We start from the raw sequence: 25,745 nt of genomic DNA, 5'->3' as shown, positions 1-25,745 counted from the left end.
AAATGAAAGGGCCCGGTCGATTCGACCGGGCCCGTTTTGCAACCACAGCTCCTTGAGTACAACGACGGATCATCCCTGACCCGTCTGGGGGTTTACCAGCTGGCCTTCAGTGAAACGCCGGAGAAAGCAGCGTAGCCACGCACCTTGATGTAATACGTGCCCGAAGCACCGCTGAACGAGCAGGATTCGGCATTGCCGGTCTTGTACGGACGGCAGTCGTAGCTGCTGGTGGTTGGCGCCGAGCTCTTCTTCACGTAGAGATCCGCATCACCCGTGCCACCGGACATCGCGATCGACAGGCTGCTGCCTGACGGCACCGTGACGGTGTAGCTCAGCTCCTGGCTGTTCGCACCGGCCAGGCCGGTCACCGGCACACCGTTCTGCAGCACGTTGCTGCCACCGCCACCACCGCCACCGCCGCCAGTCGTGTAGGAAGCCTTCACCGTTACGCCCGAATACGCGGCGTAGGCATGCACGTTGACGTAGTACTTGCCGGCCACCGGCGAGGCCACGCTGCAGCTTTCCGAATTGCCGGTCTTGTACGGACGGCAGTCGTAGCTGCTGGTGGTCGGCGCACTGCCCGCCTTGGTGTACAGATCCGCGTCACCCGTGCCGCCGGAGATCGACATCACCAGGTTAGTGGCACCGGCTGGCACGGTGATGAAGTAGCTGCTGTCCGCACCCGTCGCCGCCGACACGCCACTCACACCGACGTTGTTCTGCAGCTCGGTGGTGCCACCACCGGTACCGCCACCACCACCGCCGCCACCCGTACCCGGGCAGGTCACGCCCACGCCACTGAACGCTGCAATCACGTCATTCGCGTTGTAGCCCAGGTCGGTCGCTGCCGACTCCACGCCGCAGGCGCCGGAGTTGAAGGTGGAGGTCGCCGTCCAATACGACTTGTTGGCCAGCGCATACACCTGGAACGCCTTCTTCACATCCCAGCCGCTGGTCTTGGCCAGCAGGCAGAACGACTTGTTGTAGACGCCGCTGGAATAATGCACATCGAGGCTGGAGGTGTAGTTCGCCGCGTTGTCGATGGAGCCGCCATCCTGCGGCGGGTTGCACATGTAGCGCAGTGCATTGCCGATGCCGGCACTGGCCTTGACGATGTCCGCGCCGACCAGGAAGTCGGCCGCGCCACGGTCATAGAATTCGGCCGCTTCGCCGGCGATATCCGAATACGCTTCGTTCATGCCGCCGGACTGGCCGGTGTACTGCAAACCGGAGTTCTGCTCGGTATAGCCATGGCTGATTTCGTGACTGGTCACGTCCAGCGAGACCAGCGGATAGAACGTGCTGGCGCCGTCACCGAAGTTCATCGCCGAGCCGTCCCAGAACGCGTTCTCGTAGTTGCTCTTGTAGTGCACATTCATGCGCAGCTGCATGTTGAGCGGCGGAGCGCCGGTGTACGCGTTGTACATGTCATGCACCACGCCACCGAAGTGGTGGGCGTCGTTCACCGGCGAATACGCGCCGTTGATGGCGTCGGTATCGCTGTTGGAGCAGGTGAAGCTGACCACCGAACCACCGCTGGTGCCGTGGTTGAGGTTGTAGGTTTTGACGTTCGCATTCTGCAGCGTGCAGGTGCTGCCGGACTGGGTCACATCGAGCGCGGCATAGTCGGTGCCGTACAGATACTTGCCGGTCTTCTGGTTGCCACCGGGACCGGTGGCTGACGCGTCGGTCAGGCCGTTCCAGCTCTGGATCACTTCGCCGGTGTTGGCGTCGATGATCGCGGTCGGGCGCGACGGGTTGGCGCCGTTGACGAAGTACGACACCCGGTAGACCAAACGCGCCGTACCGTTGTCCTGCGGGTAGACGAACAGATCCGTCTTCTGGTTGCTGATGCTGGCGCCACCGACGAGCGTGGTGTGCGCGTGTGCACGCAGCGCCGACAGCACACGGGTGGCATTCAATTTCGGCGCCACCGAGCTCAGCCCGAGCTGGGCGTCCTGCATCAATTCACCCGAGGCACGCAACGCGTTGCCCTGCGCATCCTGCACCACCGCAATGCTGCGGCCGTACACCGGCACGCCGCGATACATCTGCTGCTGACGCACCACTTTGTGGCCGTTGGCAATTGCCACCGAGCTGCGCGCCACGAGTGACATGTCCTGGCCGAGGTTCAGTTGTGCCGCCAGCGTGCTGGCCGGTACGGCACCGAGATTTTGTGCATGCAAGGTTTTGGTGGTGGCGGCCGTGGCGACCGAAGCGGTAGCCATGCCGATGGCGGCAACGAGTAATTTCAGACGGTAATGGTTGGGCATTGAAAACTCCTAGACAAAATTTTAGGGACAAGCGGACCCGATGCGGCCACAAGGGCCCCATGCAGATTTGCCGTGCAAAACACGGCCCTCTATTCGTGTGCTGTCTAGCGACCCCAAACTACGTCCGTACCGCGACGCCTTCCCCCTGACACTCCCTTGTGCGGGCATTGCGTGGACGCGTAACTGCAAAACGACGATGACGTCGCCAAAGGATCATCCGCCGATCTCCCCGATCGCGGATGCGCCACGTTATGCCTTGGCAAGCAGAGTAGCTATCTGATTTTTTCCTATCCCGAGTGACCGACGTCACAAGCTTGGCGGTGGACGGTTCTAGAGCTACAGAGCAGCTGCATTGACGTGAAGAAAAGTCAGTGGCCGTGACGATGATGATGACGGCGGCCCGAAGCCGTCGAGTCGTCGACAACCGCTGGAATGGCTGGCTAGAAAGCTTTTGCTGCGCCGAAGTCAGTCGTCTGCGCCAGCTCGCTGTTGTGCGATCACGCGTGCGATCGACGCTCGCGTTTTTCGCTGGAATCCTGCCATGCCAGCACACAAGCATTTCGCACAACTCCGATCACAAAAGAAAACCCCGGCCGAAGCCGGGGTTCTCGTTGGAACGGTCACCAAGGCTGCGCCGGTGATCCCGACGCAGCTTCAAGCTACCTCAGTTCATCGTTTCGCTCAGCGTCACACCTGAGAACGTTTGATACGCCCGCACCTTGATGTAGTAGGTGGTGGTCGTCGACGGCGTGAAGCTGCAGCTCTCGCTGTTACCGGTCTTGTAGGGACGGCAAGAATAAGAGCTGGTCGTCGGCGCCGAGCCTGCTCGCACATACAAATCCGCATCACCGGAACCGCCGGAGATCGCGAAGGTCGCGGTATGACCGGCCTGTACCACCTCGGTGTAGACCGGTGACCAATTGCCGGTGCTCACTGTCGGCAGGTTCACCGTATTGCTGCCACCGCCACCACCGCCACCGCCGCCAGTCGTGTAGGAAGCCTTCACCGTCACGCCCGAATACGCGGCGTAGGCATGCACGTTGACGTAGTACTTGCCGGCCACCGGCGAGGCCACGCTGCAGCTTTCCGAATTGCCGGTCTTGTACGGACGGCAGTCGTAGCTGCTGGTGGTCGGCGCACTGCCCGCCTTGGTGTACAGATCCGCGTCACCTGTGCCGCCGGAGATCGACATCACCAGGTTGGTGGCACCGGCTGGCACGGTGATGAAGTAGCTGCTGTCCGCACCCGTCGCCGCCGACACGCCACTCACACCGACGTTGTTCTGCAGCTCGGTGGTGCCACCACCGGTGCCACCGCCGCCACCGCCGCCCGTACCCGGGCAAGTCACGCCCACGCCACTGAACGCTGCGATCACGTCATTCGCGTTGTAGCCCAGGTCGGTCGCCGCCGACTCCACGCCGCAGGCGCCGGAGTTGAAGGTGGAGGTCGCCGTCCAATACGACTTGTTGGCCAGCGCATACACCTGAAATGCCTTCTTCACATCCCAGCCGCTGGTCTTGGCCAGCAGGCAGAACGACTTGTTGTAGACGCCGCTGGAATAATGCACATCGAGGCTGGAGGTGTAGTTCGCCGCGTTGTCGATGGAGCCGCCATCCTGCGGCGGATTGCACATGTAGCGCAGTGCATTGCCGATGCCGGCACTGGCCTTGACGATGTCCTCGCCGACCAGGAAGTCGGCCGCGCCACGGTCATAGAATTCGGCCGCTTCGCCGGCGATATCCGAATACGCTTCATTCATGCCGCCGGACTGACCGGTGTACTGCAGGCCCGAATTCTGCTCGGTGTAGCCATGGCTGATTTCGTGGCTGGTCACGTCCAGCGAGACCAGCGGATAGAACGTGCTGGCGCCATCGCCGAAGTTCATCGCCGAGCCGTCCCAGAACGCGTTCTCGTAGTTGCTCTTGTAGTGCACATTCATGCGCAGCTGCATGTTGAGCGGCGGCGCACCGGTGTAGGCGTTGTACATGTCATGCACCACACCACCGAAATGATGGGCGTCGTTCACCGGCGAATACGCGCCGTTGGTGGCGTCGGTATCGCTGTTGGAGCAGGTGAAGCTGACCACCGAACCACCGCTGGTGCCGTGGTTGAGGTTGTAGGTTTTGACGTTCGCATTCTGCAGCGTGCAGGTGCTGCCGGACTGGGTCACATCGAGCGCGGCGTAGTCGGTACCGTAGAGGTACTTGCCGGTTTTCTGGTTGCCGCCTGGACCGGTGGCTGACGCGTCGGTCAGGCCGTTCCAGCTCTGGATCACTTCGCCGGTGTTGGCGTCGATGATCGCGGTCGGGCGCGACGGGTTGGCGCCGTTGACGAAGTACGACACCCGGTAGACCAAACGCGCGGTACCGTTGTCCTGCGGGTAGACGAACAGATCCGTCTTCTGGTTGCTGATGCTGGCGCCACCGACGAGCGTGGTGTGCGCGTGTGCACGCAGCGCCGACAGCACACGAGTGGCATTCAATTTCGGCGAAACCGAGCTCAGCCCCAGCTGGGCGTCCTGCATCAATTCACCCGAGGCACGCAACGCGTTGCCCTGCGCATCCTGCACCACCGCAATGCTGCGGCCGTACACCGGCACGCCGCGATACATCTGCTGCTGACGCACCACTTTGTGGCCGTTGGCAATTGCCACCGAGCTGCGCGCCACGAGTGACATGTCCTGGCCGAGGTTCAGTTGTGCCGCCAGCGTGCTAGCCGGTACGGCACCGAGATTTTGTGCGTGCAAGGTTTTGGTGGTGGCGGCCGTGGCCAACGATGCTGTAGCCATGCCGATTGCTGCTACCAGCAATTTCAGGCGGTAATGGTTGGGCATTGAAATAACTCCTAGACAATTTTGGGATAACCGAGCCCTATGCGGCCTGGTCGACCCCATTCAGATTTGCCGTGCAAAACACGGCCCCTTGATTCAACTGCTGTCTAGCGATCCCAAACTACGTCCGTACCGCGACGCCTTCCCCCTGACACTCCGTTGTGCGGGCATTGCGTGGACGCGTAACTGCAAAACGACGATGACGTCGCCAAAGGATCATCCACCAACCTCCCCGGTGGCGGATCGCTTTACCTTATGCCGCGATGACGATCGCAACAATCCGATTTTTTCCTATCCCGCGCGACACGAGTCACACCAGCCATGTGCTGCGGATGGAAATGTGAGGATGGCGCGAAAACCCGGTAAAAATGACGTTTGCCGATTCCATCGCATGCCCACATCGAAGACATTTCGACGAGCGAAGAGCGCGTTGCACGCTGTTCAAAAGCATCATTTTCACCGCGAGGAAAATCTGTCCTGTACGCGAACCTCAGCAGTCACGACGGCTGGATTCAGTGGATCAAAGCATGCCGGTTTCAAGCTTCGCTGCTTCCGACATCATTGAATGCGACCACGGTGGATCGAACACCAGATCCACTTCGGCTTCGCTGATGGTGGGAATCATCTCCAGCTTGGTGCGCGCATCGTCAACCAGGATGTCGCCCATGCCGCAGCCCGGCGCAGTCAGGGTAAGTTTCACGTAGACCTTGCGCTCACCGGATTCCAGTTGCTCCAGACTGAGGTCGTAGACCAGCCCCAGCTCAACCACGTTCACCGGAATTTCTGGATCGAACACGGAGCGCAGCTGATCCCATGCCAGTTTCTCGACATCCTCGTTGGTGGCATTCGCAGCCACCACGATCGGCTCCGGTCGCGGCTTGCCCAGCGCATCGGCGTCGTCGCCGGCGATGCGGAACAGATTGCCTTCCACGTAGACAGTAAAACTGCCACCCAGGGCCTGGGTAATGTAGCCAATCTGGCCCGCGGGAAGTGTCACCTGCTCACCCTGCGGCACCATTACGGCGTTGCAATCGCGCACCAGGGTAAACGGCTCGCTGCTCAGACTGAAACCACTCATGCCAACCTCAATTCTGTATCGGTGGGTGCGCCCATGCGTCGAACCCGGAGCTGCCTATTATGCCGGCCGCGGCGCTCGACCGCTTGTCCCAGATCAGCCTCCACCATCCGGAGGCCACGGGCGCAAGCTCTACAGCAAGCTATGATGAACGCTTCGTCCGTATGGAATTTGCATGTTTCCTGCCCTGCTGACCCGGCGCCGCCGATGAGCGCACGCGCCTCAATGGTGAACACCTTGGCATTGTTCAGCGCCGCCATGCTGGGACTGGCGGGTGGTGCGGTGTGGATGGTTGCCGCGATGTACTTGCGTCACCCGGCACCCTGGCTGGCACTACCCATCGGCGCCCTGCTTGCGCTGACCATCCGCACCAGCGTACGGCCGGCAGGCGCGGGCGCGGCCCTGCTGGCCGCCGCTGCGACCTTGCTGGCCACGTTCTACGTCAACATGCTGATCGCCAGCGTGCTGGTTGCCGGAAACATGGGTATCGGGCTGATCGACGCGATGAAGACGGCGGGCGTCGGCATGCTGTGGCAGCTCACCCGCCTGGCTCTGTCGCCGGCCGATTTGGTTTATGCCGCCATCGGCATGCTGCTGGCGGCGTGGCTGGCCTGGCGCCAGCCGCGCCCCCGCTCATCGAAGCTGTCGTAGGGCGGGCACGGCCCGACGCTATCGGTGGTGATGGTGCAAAGACCTGGCGGATCTTGCCCACGCGACACCGAAGGTAGATCAGCTGTCGACGTCTTTCAGCCCGGTCACCAGCTCGCTCACTGCGGCCTGACCATCGCCGTACAACATGCGCGTGTTGTCGGCGTAGAACAGCGCGTTCTCGATGCCGGCAAAGCCGGTGCCCTTGCCACGCTTGATGACAATGACGTGCTTCGCATTGCCCACGTCGAGAATCGGCATGCCGTAGATCGGTGAAGCCGGATCGGTCTTGGCCAGCGGATTGACCACGTCGTTTGCGCCGATCACCAACGCCACGTCCGTCGTCGCGAACTCCGGATTGATGTCTTCCATGTCGGCGATCAGGTCGTACGGCACGCCGGCTTCGGCCAGCAGCACGTTCATGTGGCCGGGCATGCGGCCCGCCACCGGGTGAATCGCAAACTTCACCTTCACCCCGCGCTTGATCAGCAACTGGGCGAATTCCCACACCTTGTGCTGCGCTTGCGCCACCGCCAGGCCGTAGCCGGGCACGATCACCACGCGCTCGGCGTACGCCATCATCACTGCCGCATCGGCGCCGTCGATCGGCTTCTGCGCGCCACTGATTTCCTGCGCTTCGCCACCGCTGGCACCGAAGCTGCCGAACAGCACGTTGCCGATCGAGCGGTTCATCGCCTTGGCCATCAACTGCGTGAGCAAGGTGCCGGCCGCGCCGACCACCATGCCGGCAATGATCATCGCCTCATTGCCCAGCACGAAGCCCTCGAACGACACCGCCAGGCCAGTGAACGCGTTGTACAACGAAATCACCACCGGCATGTCGGCGCCGCCGATCGGCAGCGTCATCAACAGGCCGAACAACAGCGCCAGCGCGAAGAACACCAGGATCAGCGGCAGGCTGGCCTGACCCAGCACCAGCATGAAACCCACCACCACGGCGGCGGCCAGCAACAACATGTTGACTGCACGCTGCCCTGCAAACACGAAGCGCTTGTCCATCCAGCCCTGCAGCTTGGCGAACGCCACCAGCGAACCGGAGAAGCTCACCGCACCGATCAGCGCACCGAGAACGCCCAAGGTCAGCTCAATCGGCGTCAGCGCCGGCGGCAAACCGTTCACTGCCCAGGCTTCCGGGCGTAGCGGCGAGGTATCCGGCACGGCATGCAGCATGCCCAGCCCACGTGCATAGCCGATCAGCTCGACCGCGCCAATCGCCGCCGCCGCACCGCCGCCCATGCCGTTGTACAGCGCCACCATCTGCGGCATCGCCGTCATCGCCACGCGCCGGCCGGTCCACCACGCGGCACTTACACCAATCAGCACCGCAGCGATGATCAGCCCCCGGTTGTGCATGTCCGGCAGGAAGAACGTGGCCAGCACCGCCAGCAACATGCCGTAGCCAGCCCAGACGATGCCGCCGCGCGCCGTGCGCGGTGAGCTCATGCGTTTCAGTCCTAGGATGAACAGCAGGGCCGCGAGGAAATAGCAGGCCTTGATCACATCATCCCTAATCACATCCGGAAGCCAGGTCATCACTTGCTCCCCTTGCTGGCGTCCGGCTTGCTGGACTTGAACATTTCCAGCATCCGCTCGGTCACCACGTAGCCGCCAGCGGCGTTGCCCGCGCCCAGCAGCACACCAATGAAGCCAATGGTGATCTCGAACGGCGTTTCCGCCCGGCCTAGCGCAATCATGGCGCCAACCAGCACAATGCCGTGCACGAAGTTGGACCCGGACATCAGCGGCGTATGCAGGATCACCGGCACCCGCGCAATGATTTCATAGCCGGTAAACGCGGCCAGCATGAAGATATACAGCGCCAGGAACCCGTCGATCATGACCCCACCCCGTCGGAACACCGTTGAGCCTGCATCATACGGGTGCCAGTCAACCCGTGCGAGCCTGCCGCGTTGAGCACAGGGAGCACACCGCTGGAGCCCGACGATGGTTCACCCGAAGACGCGGAGACGATGTCCGTGAACAGTGCGGTCGGCACACTCGACGCCGGGACGCTGGACGATGTCCGCGAAGTCCCCGCTTCGCTGGACGCGTTTCTGGCGCAAGTTGAACGGCGCGCGTTCCGCATGGCCGAGTTGCAGTTGCGCCACCGCGAAGACGCGATGGACGCGGTGCAGGACGCCATGTTGCGCCTGGTCAAGCACTACCGGGACAAACCGGCGACTGAATGGGCGCCGTTGTTCTGGGGCATCTTGCGCCGGCGCGTGGTTGACCTGCAGCGTCGGCGCAAGGTGCGTTCAATCGTGGTCGGCTGGCTCGGCGGTGGCCACGATGGCGACGGTGACGAACTGCCCGCGTGGGAACCGGCCGACCCCGGCCAGGACCCACTGGGCCGGCTGCACGACTCAGCCTCCTACGCCGACATGGCGGCGGCGGTCAGGCAATTGCCGCAGCGCCAGCGCGAGGCCTTCATGCTGCGCATGCTGGAAGGACTCGACGTCGCCGAAACCGCGCGCGCCATGGGCTGCTCCGAAGGCAGCGTGAAAACCCATCTGTCCCGCGCAATGCATCATTTGCGCGACCTACTGGAGGACTGGCGATGAATTCGCTGGATAAAAACAGGCAGGACGAAAACCGTCCCGATAACCATCTTGAGCAGCGCGCCCGCGAGCTTTGGCGCGAAGCAGCTCATCAGATCGATCCGGTAACGGCCGGTCGACTGCGCGCGGCCCGTCGCGAGGCACTTCAGTCCGCGGAAAAGCCGGTACGTCACACCGTCCGCTGGCTGATTCCCTCGGGTGCCTTTGCCGTGATCGCGCTCGCCGCGCTGATGGTGTGGCAACCGCTGCCGCAGCAAGGCACACAAACAGCGACGCAGGCCGTCAGCAGCAACATCGACGACGCCGATACCGAACTGCCGCCCGATGCCGACAAAACCGATCCGAACCTCTACCAGAACCTGGACTTCTACGACTGGCTGGCCAGTACCGACAGCACGCCGGCAACCCACTGAGCCATGAATCGAATCCTTCGCCCGATCTTGCCCCTGCTGTTTGCCGCCCTGCTCGGCGGCATGACAGCCCCCGCGCTGCATGCGCAGAATGCAGCGCCACCACCACCGCGCGATCAGGCCTCGGCGCCACATCCGTGGACCAGTCTGGATGCGTCCCAGCGTGATGTGCTGGCACCACTCAAGGGCGAATGGGACACCATGCCACCGCGCAAGCAGGCGCGGATGCTGCAGCGTGCCGAACACTGGGCCACGCTGCCGCCGGAAAAGCGTGAAGCAGTCACCCAACACATCGCCCACTGGCAGGAAATGACGCCCGCCGAGCGCAAACAGGCCCGTGAAAACATGCGCAAGTTTCACCAGATGCCTGCGCAGCAACGCGAGCAACTGCACTCCACCTACGATCGTTTCCAGAAACTGCCGCCAGCCCAACGCGAGAACCTGATGCGGCGCTGGCGCGAAATGTCGCCGGAGCAGCGCAAGCAATGGAAAGAACAACGAGGCCAGAATCGCCCTTCAACAGCGGGGCACCCGGTGTAGCGCGGGCGCCCACCCAACCAATTCGCCGACGACGTATCGACGGACGGGGTCCGTCCTACGCCATGTGGGTGTGACTCAAGCCGTGGTCAGCCCGCGAAGCGCGTTTCGCCGGCATGGCTCACGCAACTTTTCGCAACCAGTTCGTCATCAAAGTCAGGCTTCAGTGCGCCATCGCGTACCAGCAGTTCAACAAAGTTGAACACGTTGCGCGCATACATCTCCGACGCATGCAACGGCGCGCCTGCTGGAAGATTCAGCGGTCCGAAAATCACCACGCCGCCGTGTTCAATCCGCTGACCCGGTCGGGTCAGGTCGCAGTTGCCGCCACTCTCGGCCGCCAGGTCGACAATCAGCGCGCTGGGCTTCATGCCCTCGACCATCGCTGCGGTAATGATCTTCGGCGCTGGTCGTCCCGGCACCGCGGCGGTACTGACCACCACGTCGAATGTCTTCAGGTGATCGGCCAACGCCTGCTGCTGCGCAGCGCGCTCTTCAGCGGACAACTCACGGGCATAACCACCGCTGCCTGCCGCGCTGACTCCCAGTTCCAGAAACTTCGCACCCAGCGACTCGACCTGCTCGCGCGTTTCCGGACGCACGTCATAGCCTTCGATCTGTGCACCGAGCCGGCGCGCCGTGGCGATCGCCTGCAGGCCCGCCACGCCAGCGCCGATCACCAGCACCTTCGACGGGCGGATCGTGCCAGCCGCCGTGGTCAGCATCGGGAAGAATTTTGGTGACGCCTCCGCCGCGATCAGCATGGCGCGATAACCTGCCACCGCCGCTTGCGAACTGAGCACATCCATCGCCTGGGCACGCGTGGTGCGCGGCAACAGCTCCAGCGAGAACGCGCTCAACTTGCGCGCCGTCAGCGCAGCAAGGCGCTCCGCCGCACCATAAGGCCGTAACTGACCAACCACCACGCTGCCCTCGCGCAGGCCGGCAAACACCGCATCGTCCGGCGGCAACACGCAGGTCAGCAGATCAGCTTCAGCCAGCACCGTTGCAGCGTCGGCAAACTCGACATCCACATAACTGGCATCAGGAAAGCCTGCTGCGCGCCCGGCGTCATGCTCAAGGAAAACCCGCAAGCCCTTGGCGCGCATTTTCTTCGCCATCTCCGGGGTGATCGCCACACGACGCTCGCCGAGGGCGGTTTCGCACAAAGCGGCTACGGTAATCGGCATGGCGCGGTTCCCTCTGGAGTGGTTGGGACATCTTAGAGCCAGTTCAACAACTTCGCGTCGATCGGGTCACCTGCCCTCGAAGACTCCATCAACCAGCCGCTCGCAGTGTTGCCAGCACATGCTGCCACGGCATGCGTCGCGGCCGCTTCTATTTCGATGGATAAGCAGTGCTTTTGCCGGAACGCCGCAATACAGTGAACTCGGAAAATTCCCATTTACGCAACGCAATCACTGCGCTGCAACCATCACGAGTCTCCAGTGGCAAGCGGGCATCATTGCGGGCGAGTTGCTCGAATTCCTCCACGAGGCGTGCTACGGCGACTTTCATGCGAGCGCGCGAGGCTTCGGAAAGGGTTCCGCCGACGAAGTGGAACGCATCACCAGCGCCGTCGAACGGCCCATCAAAAAACTCCGGCAATACGCGAGATAGAAAGAAGCCTTCGACCGGCCCATCCTTGCGCCAGGAAAAATTCCGCGCCGTCAGTTTCCTGATTCGCCGGGGCGGCCGGTACTCGATGATCCGCAGCTGATCCAGTTTCAGCAGCAGCGAGATCAGCTCATTCTCGTCAATCCGGAACGTCGCCATCATCTCGTTGAAGCGCCAGTCGTTCACGATCAGATACGTGACCAGCAGCAACTTTCCGTCAGCAACGAGGGCAGCCTCCTGCTTTTTGCTCAGTTCGGTCAAGGCCGTATTGAACGGGCGATCGTTGCGAATCAAATCCTCCACCGTGACGGCAAGAACCTCGCAGATTCGATCAAGCCGGCGCAGCGAGAAGTTACCCTGGCCCAGATCCCGTTTGACGGTCGGCTCGCTCAGGCCGAGCAATCCGGCAAGGTCGCGGTAAGTCATGCCTCGCTCGCGCAGGATGGTTCGAATCGCCTGCACTACCGCGGTGGAACCGGCCATCTGCGTCTCCCATCGATACCATCGGAAAGAAGAGTATCAATATATGACGCTGTCGGGATGATGGAACGATGGATTGCCAGGCCAGCTTGCACAGCGCCTGCCGCACCATGCACGCTCCATTCAACGCTTTCACTTCGGGCTCAGGCATCGTGCAGACAGAAAATCGATCCAACGCGCTTCCGCTGCGGATTCTCGGCACCGGCGAGCATGTCCCCGCCACCTGTGTCGAATCACACGCGCTGGATCGCCGCTGGAAAAAAGCCACCGGCTGGACCTTGAAACATGCCGGTATCGAACGGCGTTACTACGCCGGAGATCATGAGACCACATCATCGATGGGCGCCATGGCGGCGCGAGCGGCGCTGAAGGCCGCTGACATGCAGGCCGGCGAGCTTGATTGCATCGTGTCCGCGTGCAGCGTGATGGAGCAGGCCATTCCCTGCTCGGGCGTGCTGATCCAGCGTCAACTCGGCCTTGCGGAAAGCGGCATTCCTGCGTTTGACATCAATGCGACCTGCCTCAGTTTTCTCGCCGCACTGGATTTGCTGAGCATGGCTATCGCGGCAGGGCGCTATCGGCGTGTGCTGATCGTATCCAGCGAGATTCCATCAGCCGGCTTGCGTGAAGACGATGCGGAGACCGCCATGCTCTTCGGCGATGGTGCTGCCGCCGTGGTGCTGGGCGCAGCGGAAGGAACGGACGGCGCCGAGCTGCTGGGTACGCATTTCGAAACCTACTCGGCCGGCGCGGATTTGTGCCAGGTGCGATCCGGCGGAACGCGGATTCGGCCACGCACCCACCTGGCCGAGTTTCTGCAAGGTGCCTGCTTCGAAATGCAGGGCCGCGCGACCTACCGCATGGCCGCGCAACGCCTGCCAGGTTTTCTGGACAAGCTGTTTGAGCGCGCACAAGTCAGCCTGACCCAACTGCGCTGCATCATCCCGCACCAGGCCAGCGCGAAGGGGCTGGCGCATCTGGAATCCGCACTGAAACTGCCGGCCGACATGCTGGTGAAGGTACTGGCCACACATGGCAATCAGATGGCGGCATCGATCCCGGTCACCTTGCATCACGCCATCACTTCCGGGCGAATTCGTCGCGGAGAGTTGATGGCGCTGGTTGGCTCGGGCGCAGGCCTGTCCTTCGGCGGCGCCGTCCTGAGGTACTGAGCGATGGCACGCATTCTGGTCACGGGCGCGTCCGGATTCATCGGCTCGCACGTCGCACGCCACCTGCATGCACTCGGCCATCAGGTGCTGGCGAACGGCCGTAACCGGGCGCGACTGGAGGCTATCGCCACGGCCGGTTTGAGCGTTCGACCCGGCGACCTTTTATCGGATCGGCTATCAACCCTGATCGATGGCGCCGAGGTGATTGTTCATTGCGCGGCGCTGTCGTCACCATGGGGCCCGCGCGAAGATTTCATGACGGCCAACGTAGAGGCTACCCAACGGCTGCTCGATGCCGCGCGGCAATGTGCGGTGCAGCGCTTCGTGCATTTTTCCTCACCGAGCATCTATTTCCGCCTCGCCGACCAATGGAATACGCCGGAGGCCTTCAAGCCACCGCGGCGTTGGATCAACGCCTATGCCGAAAGCAAGTGGCTGGGTGAACAATGCGTGCGAAAGGCTGCGTCTGCGGGATTGTCTGCTGTGGTGCTGCGGCCGCGAGCCGTGTTCGGCGAGGGCGATCGTGCAATCTTTCCCCGGCTTCTTGCGCTGGCCGAACGCGGGTGGTTTCCGCGGATCGGCAATGGCGAAGCTCTCATCGACGTCACCTATGTAGCCAATGTAGCGGCCGCGGTGGAAGCCTGTCTGCAGCCGGTTGCGCCCGTGGACGGCCGCGCCTTCAACATCACTAACGGAGAACCGATGGCCGTGCGCGAATTGCTGCTGCAACTCTTCACCGCGCTTGATCTGAAGGTCAGCATGATCCCGTTGCCACGTCGACTGGCGGTTGCACTGGGCACGATGGCCGAGCTCGTCGCCAACAGATTACCTGGCCACCCGGAGCCACGTCTCAGTCGATACGGGGTGGGCGTGCTCGGCTTTTCGCAGACACTCGATATTTCCGCGGCAAGAACGCAATTGGGTTACACCCCAACGGTCAGCGTGGCCGACGGCATCCAGCGCTTTGCGCGCTGGTGGAGGTCGCATGAGCGGCATTGACTGGCGCATTTACGAGGCGGGCCACTGCACGCATCCCGAGTGCGCAACTCGCCGCGGCGCACCGCTGGCATCGATACGCTATCCCGCACTGGCGTTCCTGCTGCAGCACCCGCAGCAGGGCAGTATTCTGTTCGACACGGGATATTCGGAGCACTTTCTGGCGGCGACACGACACCTGCCGGAGCGTTTGTATCGAGCGGTGACTCCGGTGCACCTGAGGTCGGACGAGCCATTGCAGCGGCAGCTTGCACGCGATGGATTCGCCGCAGACACCATCAGCCGCGTGGTTATTTCGCACCTGCACGGCGACCACATCGGTGGAGTGCGCGACTTTCCTGGTGCCGCGTTGATCTGTTCCCGCGCCGCATGGGATGACATGCACACACGGGGTCGACTGGGATCGCTCAGGCGAGGGTTGTTGCCAGATTTGCTGCCGGAAGACTTTCTCGATCGGGTCAGCTGGATCGAGGATGCCCCACGGTGCGAGCTTCCCCGCAGCATGGCCGACTTCGGGGCAGGCCACGATCTGCTCGGTGACGGGAGCCTGCTTGCGGTGTCTTTGCCCGGCCACGCCGAGGGTCAATACGGCCTGCTGTTCACTGCCGCCAGCGGCGCCACCACCTTCCTGGTTGCGGACGCCGCCTGGTCTTCTCAGGCGATCCGTGATGGCGTGCCACCGCCGGGACTGGTCACTCGCCTGCTCGGTGACACGAAAACCTACCGCGATACCTTGCAACGCCTGCACACACTGGCGCATGCCGCTCCGGCGATCCGCCTGCTGCCCTCACACTGCAACGAGTGGCGTACAGCATGAGCCGGCTGATCGACGCACTGGTACTGGTCAGGTACTACGTCAGCGCACGCCGCCTGCAAAGACTTGGCTGTCGTGCCGAGATCGATACACACCAGCAGCGCCAGTGGCGGCGCCTGCGCGAGCAGCTTTTTGCTCACGCGCCGTTCTACGCCGCCCGCAGCCAGTTGCGTTTCGAGCAACTGCCGGTGATCGACAAGCACAGCTGGATGCACCACTTCAATGACATCAACACCGCCGGAGTCATGCTCGAACAGGCGCTCGCACTAGCCGAAGAAGCAGAGCGAACGCGCGATTTCAGCGCTTCGCTCAACGGTGTTGCCGTCGGCCTGTCGACCGGCACTTCCGGCGCACGCGGCGTGTTTCTGGCCAGCCGTTCGGAGCGTCTGCGCTGGGCCGGAACCTTGCTGGCCAAGATGCTGCCGGATGGCATTTTTGCGCCAGCCCGGGTGGGCTTGTTGCTGCGTGCCGGCAGCACTCTGTACGACACACTTTCTGGCGGCCTGCGCTTGCGTTTTCAGTATTTCGACCTGGCCGCACCGTTCGCCGATGTTCTCTTCAAACTGGACCAGTTCAAGCCCACCATCCTGGTCGGTCCGCCCAGCGTGCTGGCGCTGGTTGCCGAAGCCGTGCTGGCCGGGACCATTCGCGTAGCTCCAACCCGCGTCATCGCTGCCGCCGAAGTGCTCGACCCCGTGGACGCCGAGCGGATCAGCGCGACTTTCGGCGTGCCGATTGAGCAGATCTACCAGGCCACCGAAGGGTTTCTTGGCCACACTTGCCATCACGGCACCGTACATCTCAACGAGGATTGCCTGATCGTCGAACAGGACTGGATCGATCGCGCCACACGTCGATTCGCCCCGATCGTCACCGACCTGTATCGACATACGCAACCGGTCATCCGCTATCGCCTGAACGACATACTGGTCGAGCGCGAACAGCCTTGCCCATGTGGATCACCATTCATGGCGATCGAGCGCATCGAAGGCCGGGAAGATGACATCGTATGGCTGAGTAGTGCGCAGGGAACCGGTTTGGTGCCGCTGTTCCCCGACCTGTTATCGCGCGCCCTGCTCAACGCCGCGCCATCGGCCAGCGACTATCGGATTGAACAACACGGACTCGACTTACTGCGCCTTGCCGTTGACCCGGAACTATCCGGCGATCAACAGCAGCGTGTGCGTCAGGCCGTCGCCGCTTGCGCGACTCGGGCTGGCGCCTGCGTTCCGCAAATAGCTTTCGACGCAAGGATCGAACACTCGGCGACGCACAAATGCCGCAGGGTTCGTCGTCTGTTCAACGTCAGCCAGGGAATGCATGCCTAACGTACTCATCCTCGGCGGCCGCGCCCCGGCCGCACTTGACCACGCGCGGCGCTTCGCACATCAGGGCTGGGCGGTGACCATCGGCGACAGCATCGCCTGCCGAATTTCCGGATGGTCGCGCGCGGTAACCCGCACCGTTGTGCTGCCGTCCGCGCGCTTTGCACCGCGCGCCTATGTCGACGCGCTTTGTCAGGCCATCCGCGAGCATCAGATCGAGTTGGTGGTGCCGACCTGCGAGGAGGTGTTCTACCTCTCTCGTTATCGCGCCGCGCTACCGGCGACGGTACGCGTCGCGGTAGGCAATTTCGAGACGATGGATGCACTACACAGCAAATGGCGCTTCCTGGAAGCCGCCCAGGGCTGCGGCGCGGTAGTGCCCGAGAGCGCCTGCGTCGACACGCTCGAACAGGCCAGGCACTGGGCGGGCACGGACGCTGTCATACTGAAGCCCGAATACTCACGCTTTGGCGTGCATGTCCGGCTTTGCCCCGACGGCATTCCGGCCCAGGCGAAACCCTTCGAACTGGCGGGACGATGGGTGGTCCAGCGGTTTTGCCACGGTCACGAGCGCTGTTCGTACAGCATCGTGGATCGCGGCCGGCTGCTCGCCCACGTCAGCTATCGCCCCGGCTATCGACTCAAGGCCAGTTCCAGTTTTCTGTTCGAAACCCATGAATCACCGCGTATCCGCGATTTTGTCGAGCGCTTCGCCAGCAAGATGAACTACACCGGGCAACTGTCGTTCGACTGGATCGAGTCGGAGAACGGCGACCTGCACGTACTCGAATGCAATCCGCGCGCGATCAGCGGCATTCACCTGTTCGGCATGGATGACGCCGTACCTGCTGCGCTGACTGGCACCGCGACTACCTGCGCGACCCCATCGTGCAGCGAACCACGCATGATCACGGCGGTGATGCTTGGCGCTGGCGGCGCGCAGGCGCTGCGCACGGGCCAGCTGCGGCCCTGGTGGCGGGATCTGCAACGTGCCCGCGACGTCATCGTGGTGCCGGGAGACTCGTGGCCGCTGCTCGGTGGACTGCTCGACATGGCGTCGTACGCCAGGATCGCCTTGCGCGATCGCTGCAGCTTGCGTCAGGCCGCCACCTGCGACACCGAGTGGGACGGCGAACCACTGGACGCCCTGTGAACACGGTGCCGGTCGTTCCTATCGACGAATTCAACCGCCGGGCAGCAACCTTTCTGCAGATCCATCGGCAACGCCCGACGCCGCCGTTCATTGCCAATGTGCAAACCGCGATCGATGCGCTCGATGTCGGCGGGGTATTGTTTCCGGTCAGCGTCAACGATGCCGAACCCGACAACGCCTGGATCTGCTCGCCACTGACCACGTATGCGCGGTATGCCGCCGAGGAAATTGACCGGCTCGGCCAGCCGTGGCTGACCACGCCCCTGCGCTGGCTGGCCGGCGGCATGGGGCGCTGGTTGCAGCGCGCGCGGATTGATCGCGCCGTGGCCATCAACAACTGGCTGGTCTCGACCAATGTCTATCCACAATTGCGCGACGTCGCACTGGATCAGGTGCTCGATGCCGCGACGACACGCTGGCCCACGCACGCGCTGTGGTTTCGGTCACTGAACACGGTGCACCACGCCGACTGGCTGGACGCCTTGTCGCAACGCGGCTTCACCCTCGTACCCAGCCGTCAGGTCTACCTGTTTTCCGATGTTGCGGCGTTGGCGCACCAGCACGCCGATCTCAAGCGTGACCTGGTTCTGCTGCATCGCGCCGCCCACCAGCACGCCGTTTGCACTCAGTTCACCGACGAGGACTTCCGGCGCATCGCCAAACTGTATGCCGAGCTGTATATCGACAAATATTCCGGCCTGAACCCGCACTACGAGTGGACCCTGATCAAGGCCTGGTCATTGGCTGGCCTGCTGCAACTCAAGGGTATTCGCGATGAAGATGGCGTACTGCAGGGCATCGTCGGCCTGTTTCGCTTCGGCAATCTGCTGACCTCGCCGATCGTGGGCTACAACACCGCCCTTCCGCTCAAGCTCGGTCTGTACCGCATGTTGGCGGCCGCGGTGATGAAGCAAGCCATCGATGACGATTGTCTCGTCAACCTCAGCGCCGGAGTGGCGCATTTCAAGCGGCAACGCGGTGGCCAGCCGGCGATCGAGTACAGCGCCGTACTGAGCCGCCACCTGCCCGGTCGCACGCGACGGGCCATCGGCACACTCGGTGCGGTGACCCGACACATTGGCGTACCGATCATGCAGCGCTACAAGCTGTAGACACCCGACCACGCGACCAGTCTGGCTCGGCCGGATGGCTGCCTCAACCCAGCGCGGCCACTGCCAGTGCGTACTGTTGCTGGTTGAGTGCTTCTTGCGGCGCCGCCAGCCAAGCTAGTGTCATGGCTGAGGGCATGGCTCGTTCGAGCGAGACTGGAGTAAGCTGGCCCGCCGGTCATCAAGACTCGTGCTAGCCGGGGTCGCTGATGGAGATCCCGATGCCCGTATCAACCGATGCTTTCGACGACCTGCTGGCGTTGGCGCGCACCGCGCGCGAGCAGGCCTACGCACCGTATTCAAAGTTCTTTGTCGGCGCCGCTGTGCTGACCCGCGACGGGCGGCGATTCAGCGGCTGCAACGTGGAGAACGCGGCTTACGGGCTGTGCAACTGTGCCGAGCGCACCGCGTTGTTCAGCGCGATGGCGGCTGGCTGCAAACCGGGCCAGTTCGCTGTGCTCGCCGTACTGGCTGATACCCCGGAACCGGTCAGCCCTTGCGGCGCCTGTCGGCAGGTGATGAGTGAACTGTGCGGTCCGGACATGCCGGTGCTGCTGGGTAATTTGCACGGCGCCACGCGCCAAACCACGGTCGCCAACTTGCTGCCTGACTCGTTCACCTTGGCGCTCCCGAAATAAGCCCGCAGGCACTTGGTACGTGACACGTGCCAGCCGCTGACACCGCACCGCCTGTCCCACGCAATCCGCTTCAACGAGACGCTGAGTTAAAGTGGGCTTTCTTTCAGCTCGGCGCTACCGGGATTGTCGATGGACTCGCTCGAAACCAGCTTTGCCGTTTATCGCGCCAACACGATAGGCCACGACCAGCGCTTTGACTCGCCCTATGGCGAGCAACGCATCGTCTATGCCGACTGGACGGCAAGCGGCCGTTTGTATCGTCCGATCGAACAACTGCTGCAAAACCGCTTCGGTCCGTATGTCGCCAACACGCACTCGCAGAGCAGCGAAACCGGCCGCGCGATGACGCTGGCATACCACGAGGCCCATCGCATCCTCAAAGCCCACGTCAATGCCGCGCCGGATGACCTGATCATTTCCACCGGCACCGGCATGACCGGCGTGATCAACAAGTTCCAGCGCATTCTCGGGCTCAAGGCACCGCAGGGATTGCGCCGGTTCATCGACATTCCGTCGGCCGAACGTCCGGTGGTTTTCATCACCCACATGGAGCATCACTCCAATCAGACGTCGTGGCACGAAAGCGTGGCCGACGTGGTGGTGGTGCCACCCGATCAGCATGGCCTGGTCGACCTGGCTGCGCTGGAGGAGCTGCTGCAGCAATACCAGGCGCGCCCATTGCTGATCGGTTCCTTCACCGCCTGCTCGAATGTCACCGGTATCTGCACGCCGTATCACGCCATGGCGCGGTTGATGCACCGCGCCGGCGGCGTGGTGTTCGTGGATTTCGCCGCGTCAGCGCCGTATGTCGACATCGACATGCATCCGGCCGACCCCGAGGAACGGCTTGATGCGGTGTTGTGGTCACCGCATAAATTCCTCGGTGGCCCCGGCTCGTCAGGTGCGCTGGTTTTCAACCGCGAGCTGTACCGCAACACCGCGCCGGATGACTGCGGCGGCGGCACCGTGAACTGGACCAATCCGTGGGGCCAATACTCGTTCCTCGACGACATCGAGGCGCGCGAAGATGCCGGCACCCCCGGCTTCCTGCAGGCGATCAAGGCGGCGCTCGCCGTGCAATTGAAGAACAGTATGGGCGTGGCGCGCATGCGGCAGCGCGAGCACGAAATCGTTGCGTACGTCATGGATGCCTTGCAGGCGATTTCCGGCCTACGTGTGCTGGCCCCGGACCGACGCGACCGGCTGGCGATCTTCTCGTTCTACGTCGAGCACGTTCACTACAACCTGATCGTGCAGCTGCTGAACGATCGCTTCGGCGTACAGGCGCGTGGCGGCTGTTCCTGCGCCGGCACTTATGGCCATTACCTGCTGCACGTCGATCCGTCGCTGTCGCATTCGATCACCGATCGCATCGATCACGGCGACCTGTCGGAAAAGCCGGGCTGGGTACGCCTGTCGTTCCACCCCACCACCACGATGGCCGACATCGAACACGCCATGCACGCCATGCGCGAGATCGTGGCGCATGCCGATGAGTGGATTGAGGACTACATCTACTCGCCGGTCACCAACGAGTTCGCCCACAAAACTCACGACGACCACGCATCGCTGACGGCCATCCAGCGCTGGTTTGCGCTGGATGCGCACGCCAACACCGAACACGAGTCCACCATCGAATGAGCAGCAACCCACCCAATCTCGCCTCACTCGCCCTGCTCCAGCAGCGCCATTCGGTGCCTTCACGCCAGCTCGGCGCGCCGGCGCCGGACGAAACCACCCTGCATGCGCTGCTCGAAGCAGCCATCCGCGTGCCCGATCACGGCAAGTTGGTGCCCTTCCGGCTGATTCGACTGGAGGGCGAGGCCAAGCTGGAGTTCGGCGATCGGGTAGCGGCGATATCGCAGCAAAACAATGCCGGCCTATCCGACGCCAAACTCGAAAAGGATCGCCTGCGTTACACCTTTGCACCGTTGGTCATTGCCGTCATTGTTCGGCTGGATAGCACCAGCAAGGTGCCGGAAATCGAGCAGAAACTTTGTGCCGGCAATGTGGCCCACAACATCCTGCTCGGTGCCCACGCACTTGGCTACGGCGCGCAATGGCTGACCGGCTGGGCGGCCTATGATCGTGATGTTGCGAAGCTGCTGGGCCTGTCCGCCGACGAGCACGTGATCGGCTTCATGCATCTGGGCACGCCGCAAATCGAAGTACCCGACCGCGACCGGCCGGCGCTGGCCGACCTGCTAAGCACCTGGGCACCGTGAATAGCACAGCCCAAAAGCATCCAGCCGCCCATCTGGTCGATGGCAGCCTGTACGTTTTCCGCGCATGGCATTCCATGCCCGACGAGTTCCAGGATGCCGAAGGCCATCCGGTCAACGCCGTGCACGGCTATACCCGCTTTCTGTGCGAACTGCTCGAAAAGGTTCAGCCCGAACATATCGCGGTGGCCTTCGACGCCTCGCTGACCAGCTCATTCCGCAACGCAATCTACCCGCCTTACAAGGCCAATCGCGAACTGCCACCGCCGGATCTGGAACGCCAGTTCGTGCAGTGCCGTGCGGTCACCGAAGCGCTCGGCATCTGTTTGATGATCGACCACAGTTACGAGGCCGACGACCTGATCGGCGCGACCGTGTGGAATTTGCGCGCGCAAGGTTGGCCCAGCGTGATCGTTTCCGCCGACAAGGATTTCGGCCAATTGCTGGGCGAACACGACGAGCAGTGGGACTACGCGCGCGGCCTGCGCTGGGGTCCGGCCGGTGTGCACGGCAAACTCGGCGTGCATCCGCATCAGGTGGCCGACTACCTCGCGCTGTGCGGCGACAGTGTGGACAATATCCCCGGCGTGCCAGGCGTCGGCGCCAAGACCGCGGCCGCCCTGCTCAGTCATTTCGGCAGCCTCGACACCCTGCTCGAGCGCATCGACGAAGTGGCCTTCCTGCGCATTCGCGGTGCCGCCACCTGCGCGGCTAAACTGCGAGAACACGCCGAACACGCGCGCATGTATCGCCGCCTCACCCGCATCGCACTGGACGCCCCCGGCGCCAGCAGCATCGAAACCCTGCAACGGCAAAGCCGGCCAGCCGAACAGCTTGAAGCACTGTGCGAGCAACTCCGCTTCGGTACATTCACGCGCAGCCGCTTGCGCACACTGCTGCGCTGACAGCTTCTTGCCGTAAGGCGGCGCCCTACGGCCTGCTTGTTACTGGTCAGCAGAGTCTGTTGCGAGCATCCCACGCACAGCTGCCGCCAATAGTGGAAGGTGTTGCTGCACCACCATCAACACGGTCTCTGGATCAAGATCACCAAGATAGTTGTGCACCAGGATATTGCGAAAGCCGCTTATCTGCTTCCACGGGATCGCTGGATACTGAGCCTTGATCACCTCAGGTAGTTGCTGGGTAGCTTCCGACAAGGTCTGCAGGTTGCGCAGCGTGGCGTCGTACAACACCTCGTCACGCGTCAGATCACCACGTTGCTGGATACGATCGATCTTCTCGATGGTATCCATGATGTGTCCGGCATAGGCCTGCCCTACCTTGCTCACAGATCGACAGCCTCCTGGAGCACGCGGTCACGCATATGACGATTCAACTCGTGCTCGGGAATAACATCCAACTGACGACCGGTAATCTCAACCAGCCGCTCAGCCAGCGGCAGCCGCTGGGAAAACAGGTCATAGCCACGGGGAAAATCGACCAAAAAATCGATGTCGCTGTCGGGCCGCTCCTCACCTCGAGCCACCGAACCAAATACGCGAATTCGCCGCGCCCCGAATTGCCGACAAGCAGCATGGATCGCGTCTTTCTGTGCATGCAGTGTGTCGAGCAACATGGCTATGTTCCCGCGGTCGTAGCTTGATCCATATGACAGTCACGATCGTACTGCATGCCACCTGCCCCTGCCATGCAGCGGAGGAAATTCACGCTTTCACAAAAACGGCGGCCCGCAGGCCGCCGTTTTCATCCACCCGATTCCGCTCAGTGCGTAGCGGCTTTCGGTGCGTCCTTTGCCGTCCACTGCTTCAACCACGCATTTACCGCGTCATGCCATTGCACGCTGTTGTGCGGTTTCAGCACCCAGTGGTTTTCGTCAGGGAAGTGCAGTAGTTCGCTGGGGATACCGCGGCGCTGCATGGCAGTAAACGCGCCCAGGCCCTGCGTATCCGGAATACGGAAGTCCTTGGACGAATGCACCACCATCATCGGCACGCGCCAGTCCTTGACGTGGTTGACCGGGTTGAACTTCTCGTAGTTCTCCGGGTGGTCGAACGGCGTGCCGCCATTCTCGCGCTCCTCGAACCACAATTCCTCGGTGTCGTAATACATTGCCCGCGCGTCGAATACGCCATCGTGGTCCACCAGACACTTCCACGGCTGGTTCCACACGCCAGCCATCCAGTACACCATGTAGCCGCCGTAGCTGGCGCCGAGTGCGCAGGCGCGGTCGGCATCGAGGAAGCTGTACTTGTCCAGCGCGGCCTTCCAGCCCAGCTTCAAATCCTCCAGCGGCTTACCACCCCAGTCGCCGGAAATCGAATCAGTGAACGCCTGACCGTAGCCGGTGGAGCCGTGGAAGTTCACCGTCACCACGGCAAAACCCTGGCCCGCATAGGTCTGCGGATTCCAGCGATAGCTCCAGCCGTTGCTCATCGCGCCTTGCGGGCCGCCATGAATGATGAAGGCCACCGGATACGTCTGGCCCTTCTTGTAATCCACCGGCTTGACCACGTAGCCCTGCACGGTTTCGTTGTTCCAGCCCTTGAAGGTGAAGAACTCCGGGGCGCCCATCTTCGCGTTCTTCAGGTCCGCCGCATTGAAATGGGTGAGCTGTTTCAGACCCGTGCCGTTCGTGCTGGCCAGATACAGATCCGCTGGTCGCTTCAAGTCATCGCGGCTCAACAACACCTTCCCGGCTGCCAGCGAGAAACCGCCCACCGTGCCATCGCCGACCACCTGGCGGACCTTGCCGCTGGCGGTGTCGATCGCAAACAGCGGGTGCTGGCCGTTGTCGTCGGTGGTGGTGTACAGCGTCTTGCCATCGGCAGAAATCGTCAGGCCACCGGGCGAACGATCCCACTGCGGGTCCACCTCGTGACGCTTACCGCTAGTCAGATCCAGCGCCATGATGGCAAAGCGGTCCGCCTCGAAACCGGGCGTTTTCATCGCCAGGTAATACAGCGTCTTGCCATCCGGCGAGGCCACCGGGTACGCATCCCACGCCTTGTTTTCAGCGGTCAGATTCTTCGGGGGCGCCGAGCCATCGGTGGGCACGCTGTACACATCGAAGTTGGTCGACCACGGCTCGCTGGTGCCGGCAATGCGCACATCGAAATACGCCGTCTTGCCGTCCGGCGAAAAGCTGAATTCGCTTTCGTCGCCAAACGGCTTGCTCGGCACATCGCCGTCGATGCCTCGGCTGAGCAAGGTCGGTTCAGCCGCCAACTGACCATTGCCGTCGAACTGCCCGACGAACAACTGATTGCGCCGGCCGTTGGCCCAGGTATCCCAATGCCGCACAAACAATTTCTTGTAGATCGTGCCGCTGGCCTTGTCCTTGTCACGCGCGTCGACGCGCTGCTGGGTGCAGGCCAGTGTGGCGCAATCGGTGAACACCTCGTACGACAGCAATACCTGCTTGCCATCTGCCGACAGCTTGTAACCACCCAGATCCAGCACACCGTGACTGACCTGCACGGGCGCGCCATGCTTGGCCAGATTCAAGCCTGCCTTGCCGGCAAGGTCGACCCGCCACAACTGCTCCACATCGCTCGCCGGCGCCATGAAGTAAAGGCTGCGCCCATCCGCCGACCAGCGCGCCGAACCCCCCTTGTCCAGCACCTTCACCGGCTGCGCGCCCGGCGCTGAAAGATCCAGTACGTAGATCGCACTTACACCCTTGTTCGCCGCGTAATCCGTGCTGCGCAAACCAAACGCCGCATAGCGGCCATCCGGCGACAACTGCGGATCACCGACCCGATCCATCATCACCAGGTCGCGCACGTTGAACGCGTGCACACCCTCGGTTTTGACGAACGTAGTGTCCACCACATCGCCCGCCATCGCAGGCGAGGCGACCAGCGCAAGAAGCAGCGCGGCTATCAGAGGTTTCATGGGAGCTTCCTT

General features: G+C 62.6%; 24 protein-coding genes. 14 read left to right on the top strand and 10 right to left on the bottom strand.

Annotated features, from left to right (window positions below):
• Positions 1-92 precede the first annotated feature (92 nt).
• The 3 genes from PY254_RS06795 to sufT form a co-directional block, all read right to left on the bottom strand.
• A complete protein-coding gene (locus PY254_RS06795) occupies positions 93-2,273 on the bottom strand; it encodes a M4 family metallopeptidase (protein WP_281014718.1) in 2,181 nt (726 codons plus the stop codon).
• 664 nt (positions 2,274-2,937) lie between these two features.
• Entirely contained in the window at positions 2,938-5,106 is a 2,169-nt protein-coding gene (locus PY254_RS06790; RefSeq protein ID WP_281014717.1) for a M4 family metallopeptidase, read from the bottom strand.
• A 517-nt stretch (positions 5,107-5,623) separates the two neighbouring features.
• On the bottom strand, positions 5,624-6,181 hold the full coding sequence (gene sufT, locus PY254_RS06785) for a putative Fe-S cluster assembly protein SufT (RefSeq protein ID WP_281014716.1): 558 nt from the start codon (positions 6,179-6,181) through the stop codon (positions 5,624-5,626).
• 204 nt (positions 6,182-6,385) lie between these two features.
• On the opposite strand from sufT, the gene PY254_RS06780 reads away from it, so the two are divergent.
• On the top strand, positions 6,386-6,829 hold the full coding sequence (locus PY254_RS06780; protein ID WP_281014715.1) for a hypothetical protein: 444 nt from the start codon (positions 6,386-6,388) through the stop codon (positions 6,827-6,829).
• Between the two features lie 78 nt (positions 6,830-6,907).
• Here PY254_RS06780 and PY254_RS06775 read toward each other — a convergent pair whose 3' ends face one another.
• Complete coding sequence (locus tag PY254_RS06775) at positions 6,908-8,380, bottom strand: NAD(P)(+) transhydrogenase (Re/Si-specific) subunit beta (RefSeq protein ID WP_281014714.1); 1,473 nt, start codon at positions 8,378-8,380, stop codon at positions 6,908-6,910.
• On the bottom strand, positions 8,380-8,685 hold the full coding sequence (locus PY254_RS06770) for an NAD(P) transhydrogenase subunit alpha part 2 (protein ID WP_281014713.1): 306 nt from the start codon (positions 8,683-8,685) through the stop codon (positions 8,380-8,382). Before PY254_RS06770 ends, PY254_RS06775 begins: the two co-directional genes overlap by 1 nt.
• A 132-nt stretch (positions 8,686-8,817) precedes the next feature.
• Here PY254_RS06770 and PY254_RS06765 point away from each other — a divergent pair, with 132 nt between their 5' ends.
• From PY254_RS06765 to PY254_RS06755, 3 genes are read left to right on the top strand one after another with little or no spacing between them, the layout of a single operon-like run.
• Complete coding sequence (locus PY254_RS06765; protein ID WP_281014712.1) at positions 8,818-9,408, top strand: RNA polymerase sigma factor; 591 nt, start codon at positions 8,818-8,820, stop codon at positions 9,406-9,408.
• The gene (locus PY254_RS06760; protein ID WP_281014711.1) at positions 9,405-9,818 is read left to right on the top strand and encodes a hypothetical protein; all 414 of its coding nucleotides are present in this window, start codon (positions 9,405-9,407) and stop codon (positions 9,816-9,818) included. Before PY254_RS06765 ends, PY254_RS06760 begins: the two co-directional genes overlap by 4 nt.
• A 3-nt stretch (positions 9,819-9,821) precedes the next feature.
• On the top strand, positions 9,822-10,355 hold the full coding sequence (locus PY254_RS06755; RefSeq protein WP_281014710.1) for a DUF3106 domain-containing protein: 534 nt from the start codon (positions 9,822-9,824) through the stop codon (positions 10,353-10,355).
• A gap of 86 nt (positions 10,356-10,441) precedes the next feature.
• Here PY254_RS06755 and PY254_RS06750 read toward each other — a convergent pair whose 3' ends face one another.
• Positions 10,442-11,542 carry an NAD(P) transhydrogenase subunit alpha gene (locus PY254_RS06750; protein ID WP_281014709.1) on the bottom strand — a complete coding sequence of 367 codons (1,101 nt, stop codon included), beginning with the start codon at positions 11,540-11,542 and terminating at the stop codon, positions 10,442-10,444.
• 148 nt (positions 11,543-11,690) lie between these two features.
• Complete coding sequence (locus tag PY254_RS06745) at positions 11,691-12,452, bottom strand: helix-turn-helix domain-containing protein (protein WP_281014708.1); 762 nt, start codon at positions 12,450-12,452, stop codon at positions 11,691-11,693.
• Positions 12,453-12,520: 68 nt separating this feature from the next.
• Between PY254_RS06745 and PY254_RS06740 the strand changes: the two genes are divergently transcribed.
• The 10 genes from PY254_RS06740 to PY254_RS06695 all read left to right on the top strand — a co-directional run bounded on the left by PY254_RS06740 (position 12,521) and on the right by PY254_RS06695 (position 22,783).
• Positions 12,521-13,621, top strand: coding sequence for a 3-oxoacyl-[acyl-carrier-protein] synthase III C-terminal domain-containing protein (locus PY254_RS06740; protein ID WP_281014707.1), 1,101 nt, complete (start codon positions 12,521-12,523; stop codon positions 13,619-13,621).
• A gap of 3 nt (positions 13,622-13,624) precedes the next feature.
• Entirely contained in the window at positions 13,625-14,620 is a 996-nt protein-coding gene (locus PY254_RS06735; RefSeq protein WP_281014706.1) for an NAD-dependent epimerase/dehydratase family protein, read from the top strand.
• Positions 14,607-15,434 (top strand): MBL fold metallo-hydrolase, encoded by an 828-nt coding sequence (locus PY254_RS06730; protein WP_281014705.1) that lies wholly within the window; start codon positions 14,607-14,609, stop codon positions 15,432-15,434. The genes PY254_RS06735 and PY254_RS06730 overlap by 14 nt, the downstream gene beginning before the upstream one ends.
• Positions 15,431-16,759 (top strand): F390 synthetase-related protein, encoded by a 1,329-nt coding sequence (locus PY254_RS06725; RefSeq protein ID WP_281014704.1) that lies wholly within the window; start codon positions 15,431-15,433, stop codon positions 16,757-16,759. Before PY254_RS06730 ends, PY254_RS06725 begins: the two co-directional genes overlap by 4 nt.
• Positions 16,752-17,909, top strand: a complete 1,158-nt coding sequence (locus tag PY254_RS06720; protein WP_281014703.1) for an ATP-grasp domain-containing protein — start codon at positions 16,752-16,754, stop codon at positions 17,907-17,909. Before PY254_RS06725 ends, PY254_RS06720 begins: the two co-directional genes overlap by 8 nt.
• A gap of 5 nt (positions 17,910-17,914) precedes the next feature.
• Complete coding sequence (locus tag PY254_RS06715) at positions 17,915-19,021, top strand: hypothetical protein (protein WP_281014702.1); 1,107 nt, start codon at positions 17,915-17,917, stop codon at positions 19,019-19,021.
• A gap of 218 nt (positions 19,022-19,239) precedes the next feature.
• Positions 19,240-19,656, top strand: coding sequence for a cytidine deaminase (gene cdd, locus PY254_RS06710; protein ID WP_281014701.1), 417 nt, complete (start codon positions 19,240-19,242; stop codon positions 19,654-19,656).
• A 129-nt stretch (positions 19,657-19,785) separates the two neighbouring features.
• The gene (locus PY254_RS06705; RefSeq protein ID WP_281014700.1) at positions 19,786-21,297 is read left to right on the top strand and encodes an aminotransferase class V-fold PLP-dependent enzyme; all 1,512 of its coding nucleotides are present in this window, start codon (positions 19,786-19,788) and stop codon (positions 21,295-21,297) included.
• On the top strand, positions 21,294-21,881 hold the full coding sequence (locus PY254_RS06700; RefSeq protein WP_281014699.1) for a nitroreductase family protein: 588 nt from the start codon (positions 21,294-21,296) through the stop codon (positions 21,879-21,881). Before PY254_RS06705 ends, PY254_RS06700 begins: the two co-directional genes overlap by 4 nt.
• On the top strand, positions 21,878-22,783 hold the full coding sequence (locus PY254_RS06695) for a 5'-3' exonuclease (protein ID WP_281014698.1): 906 nt from the start codon (positions 21,878-21,880) through the stop codon (positions 22,781-22,783). The genes PY254_RS06700 and PY254_RS06695 overlap by 4 nt, the downstream gene beginning before the upstream one ends.
• A gap of 39 nt (positions 22,784-22,822) precedes the next feature.
• On the opposite strand, the gene PY254_RS06690 is transcribed toward PY254_RS06695, so the two are convergent.
• From PY254_RS06690 to PY254_RS06680, 3 genes are all read right to left on the bottom strand, one after another.
• Complete coding sequence (locus tag PY254_RS06690) at positions 22,823-23,167, bottom strand: HepT-like ribonuclease domain-containing protein (protein ID WP_281014697.1); 345 nt, start codon at positions 23,165-23,167, stop codon at positions 22,823-22,825.
• Positions 23,164-23,454 carry a nucleotidyltransferase family protein gene (locus tag PY254_RS06685; RefSeq protein WP_281014696.1) on the bottom strand — a complete coding sequence of 97 codons (291 nt, stop codon included), beginning with the start codon at positions 23,452-23,454 and terminating at the stop codon, positions 23,164-23,166. The genes PY254_RS06690 and PY254_RS06685 overlap by 4 nt, the downstream gene beginning before the upstream one ends.
• 146 nt (positions 23,455-23,600) lie before the next feature.
• The gene (locus PY254_RS06680; RefSeq protein ID WP_281014695.1) at positions 23,601-25,733 is read right to left on the bottom strand and encodes a S9 family peptidase; all 2,133 of its coding nucleotides are present in this window, start codon (positions 25,731-25,733) and stop codon (positions 23,601-23,603) included.
• Positions 25,734-25,745 lie beyond the last annotated feature (12 nt).

This window comes from Rhodanobacter sp. AS-Z3 (genome assembly GCF_029224025.1).
Classification (GTDB): Bacteria; Pseudomonadota; Gammaproteobacteria; order Xanthomonadales; family Rhodanobacteraceae; genus Rhodanobacter.
This window is presented reverse-complemented; position numbering and strand designations above follow the sequence as displayed.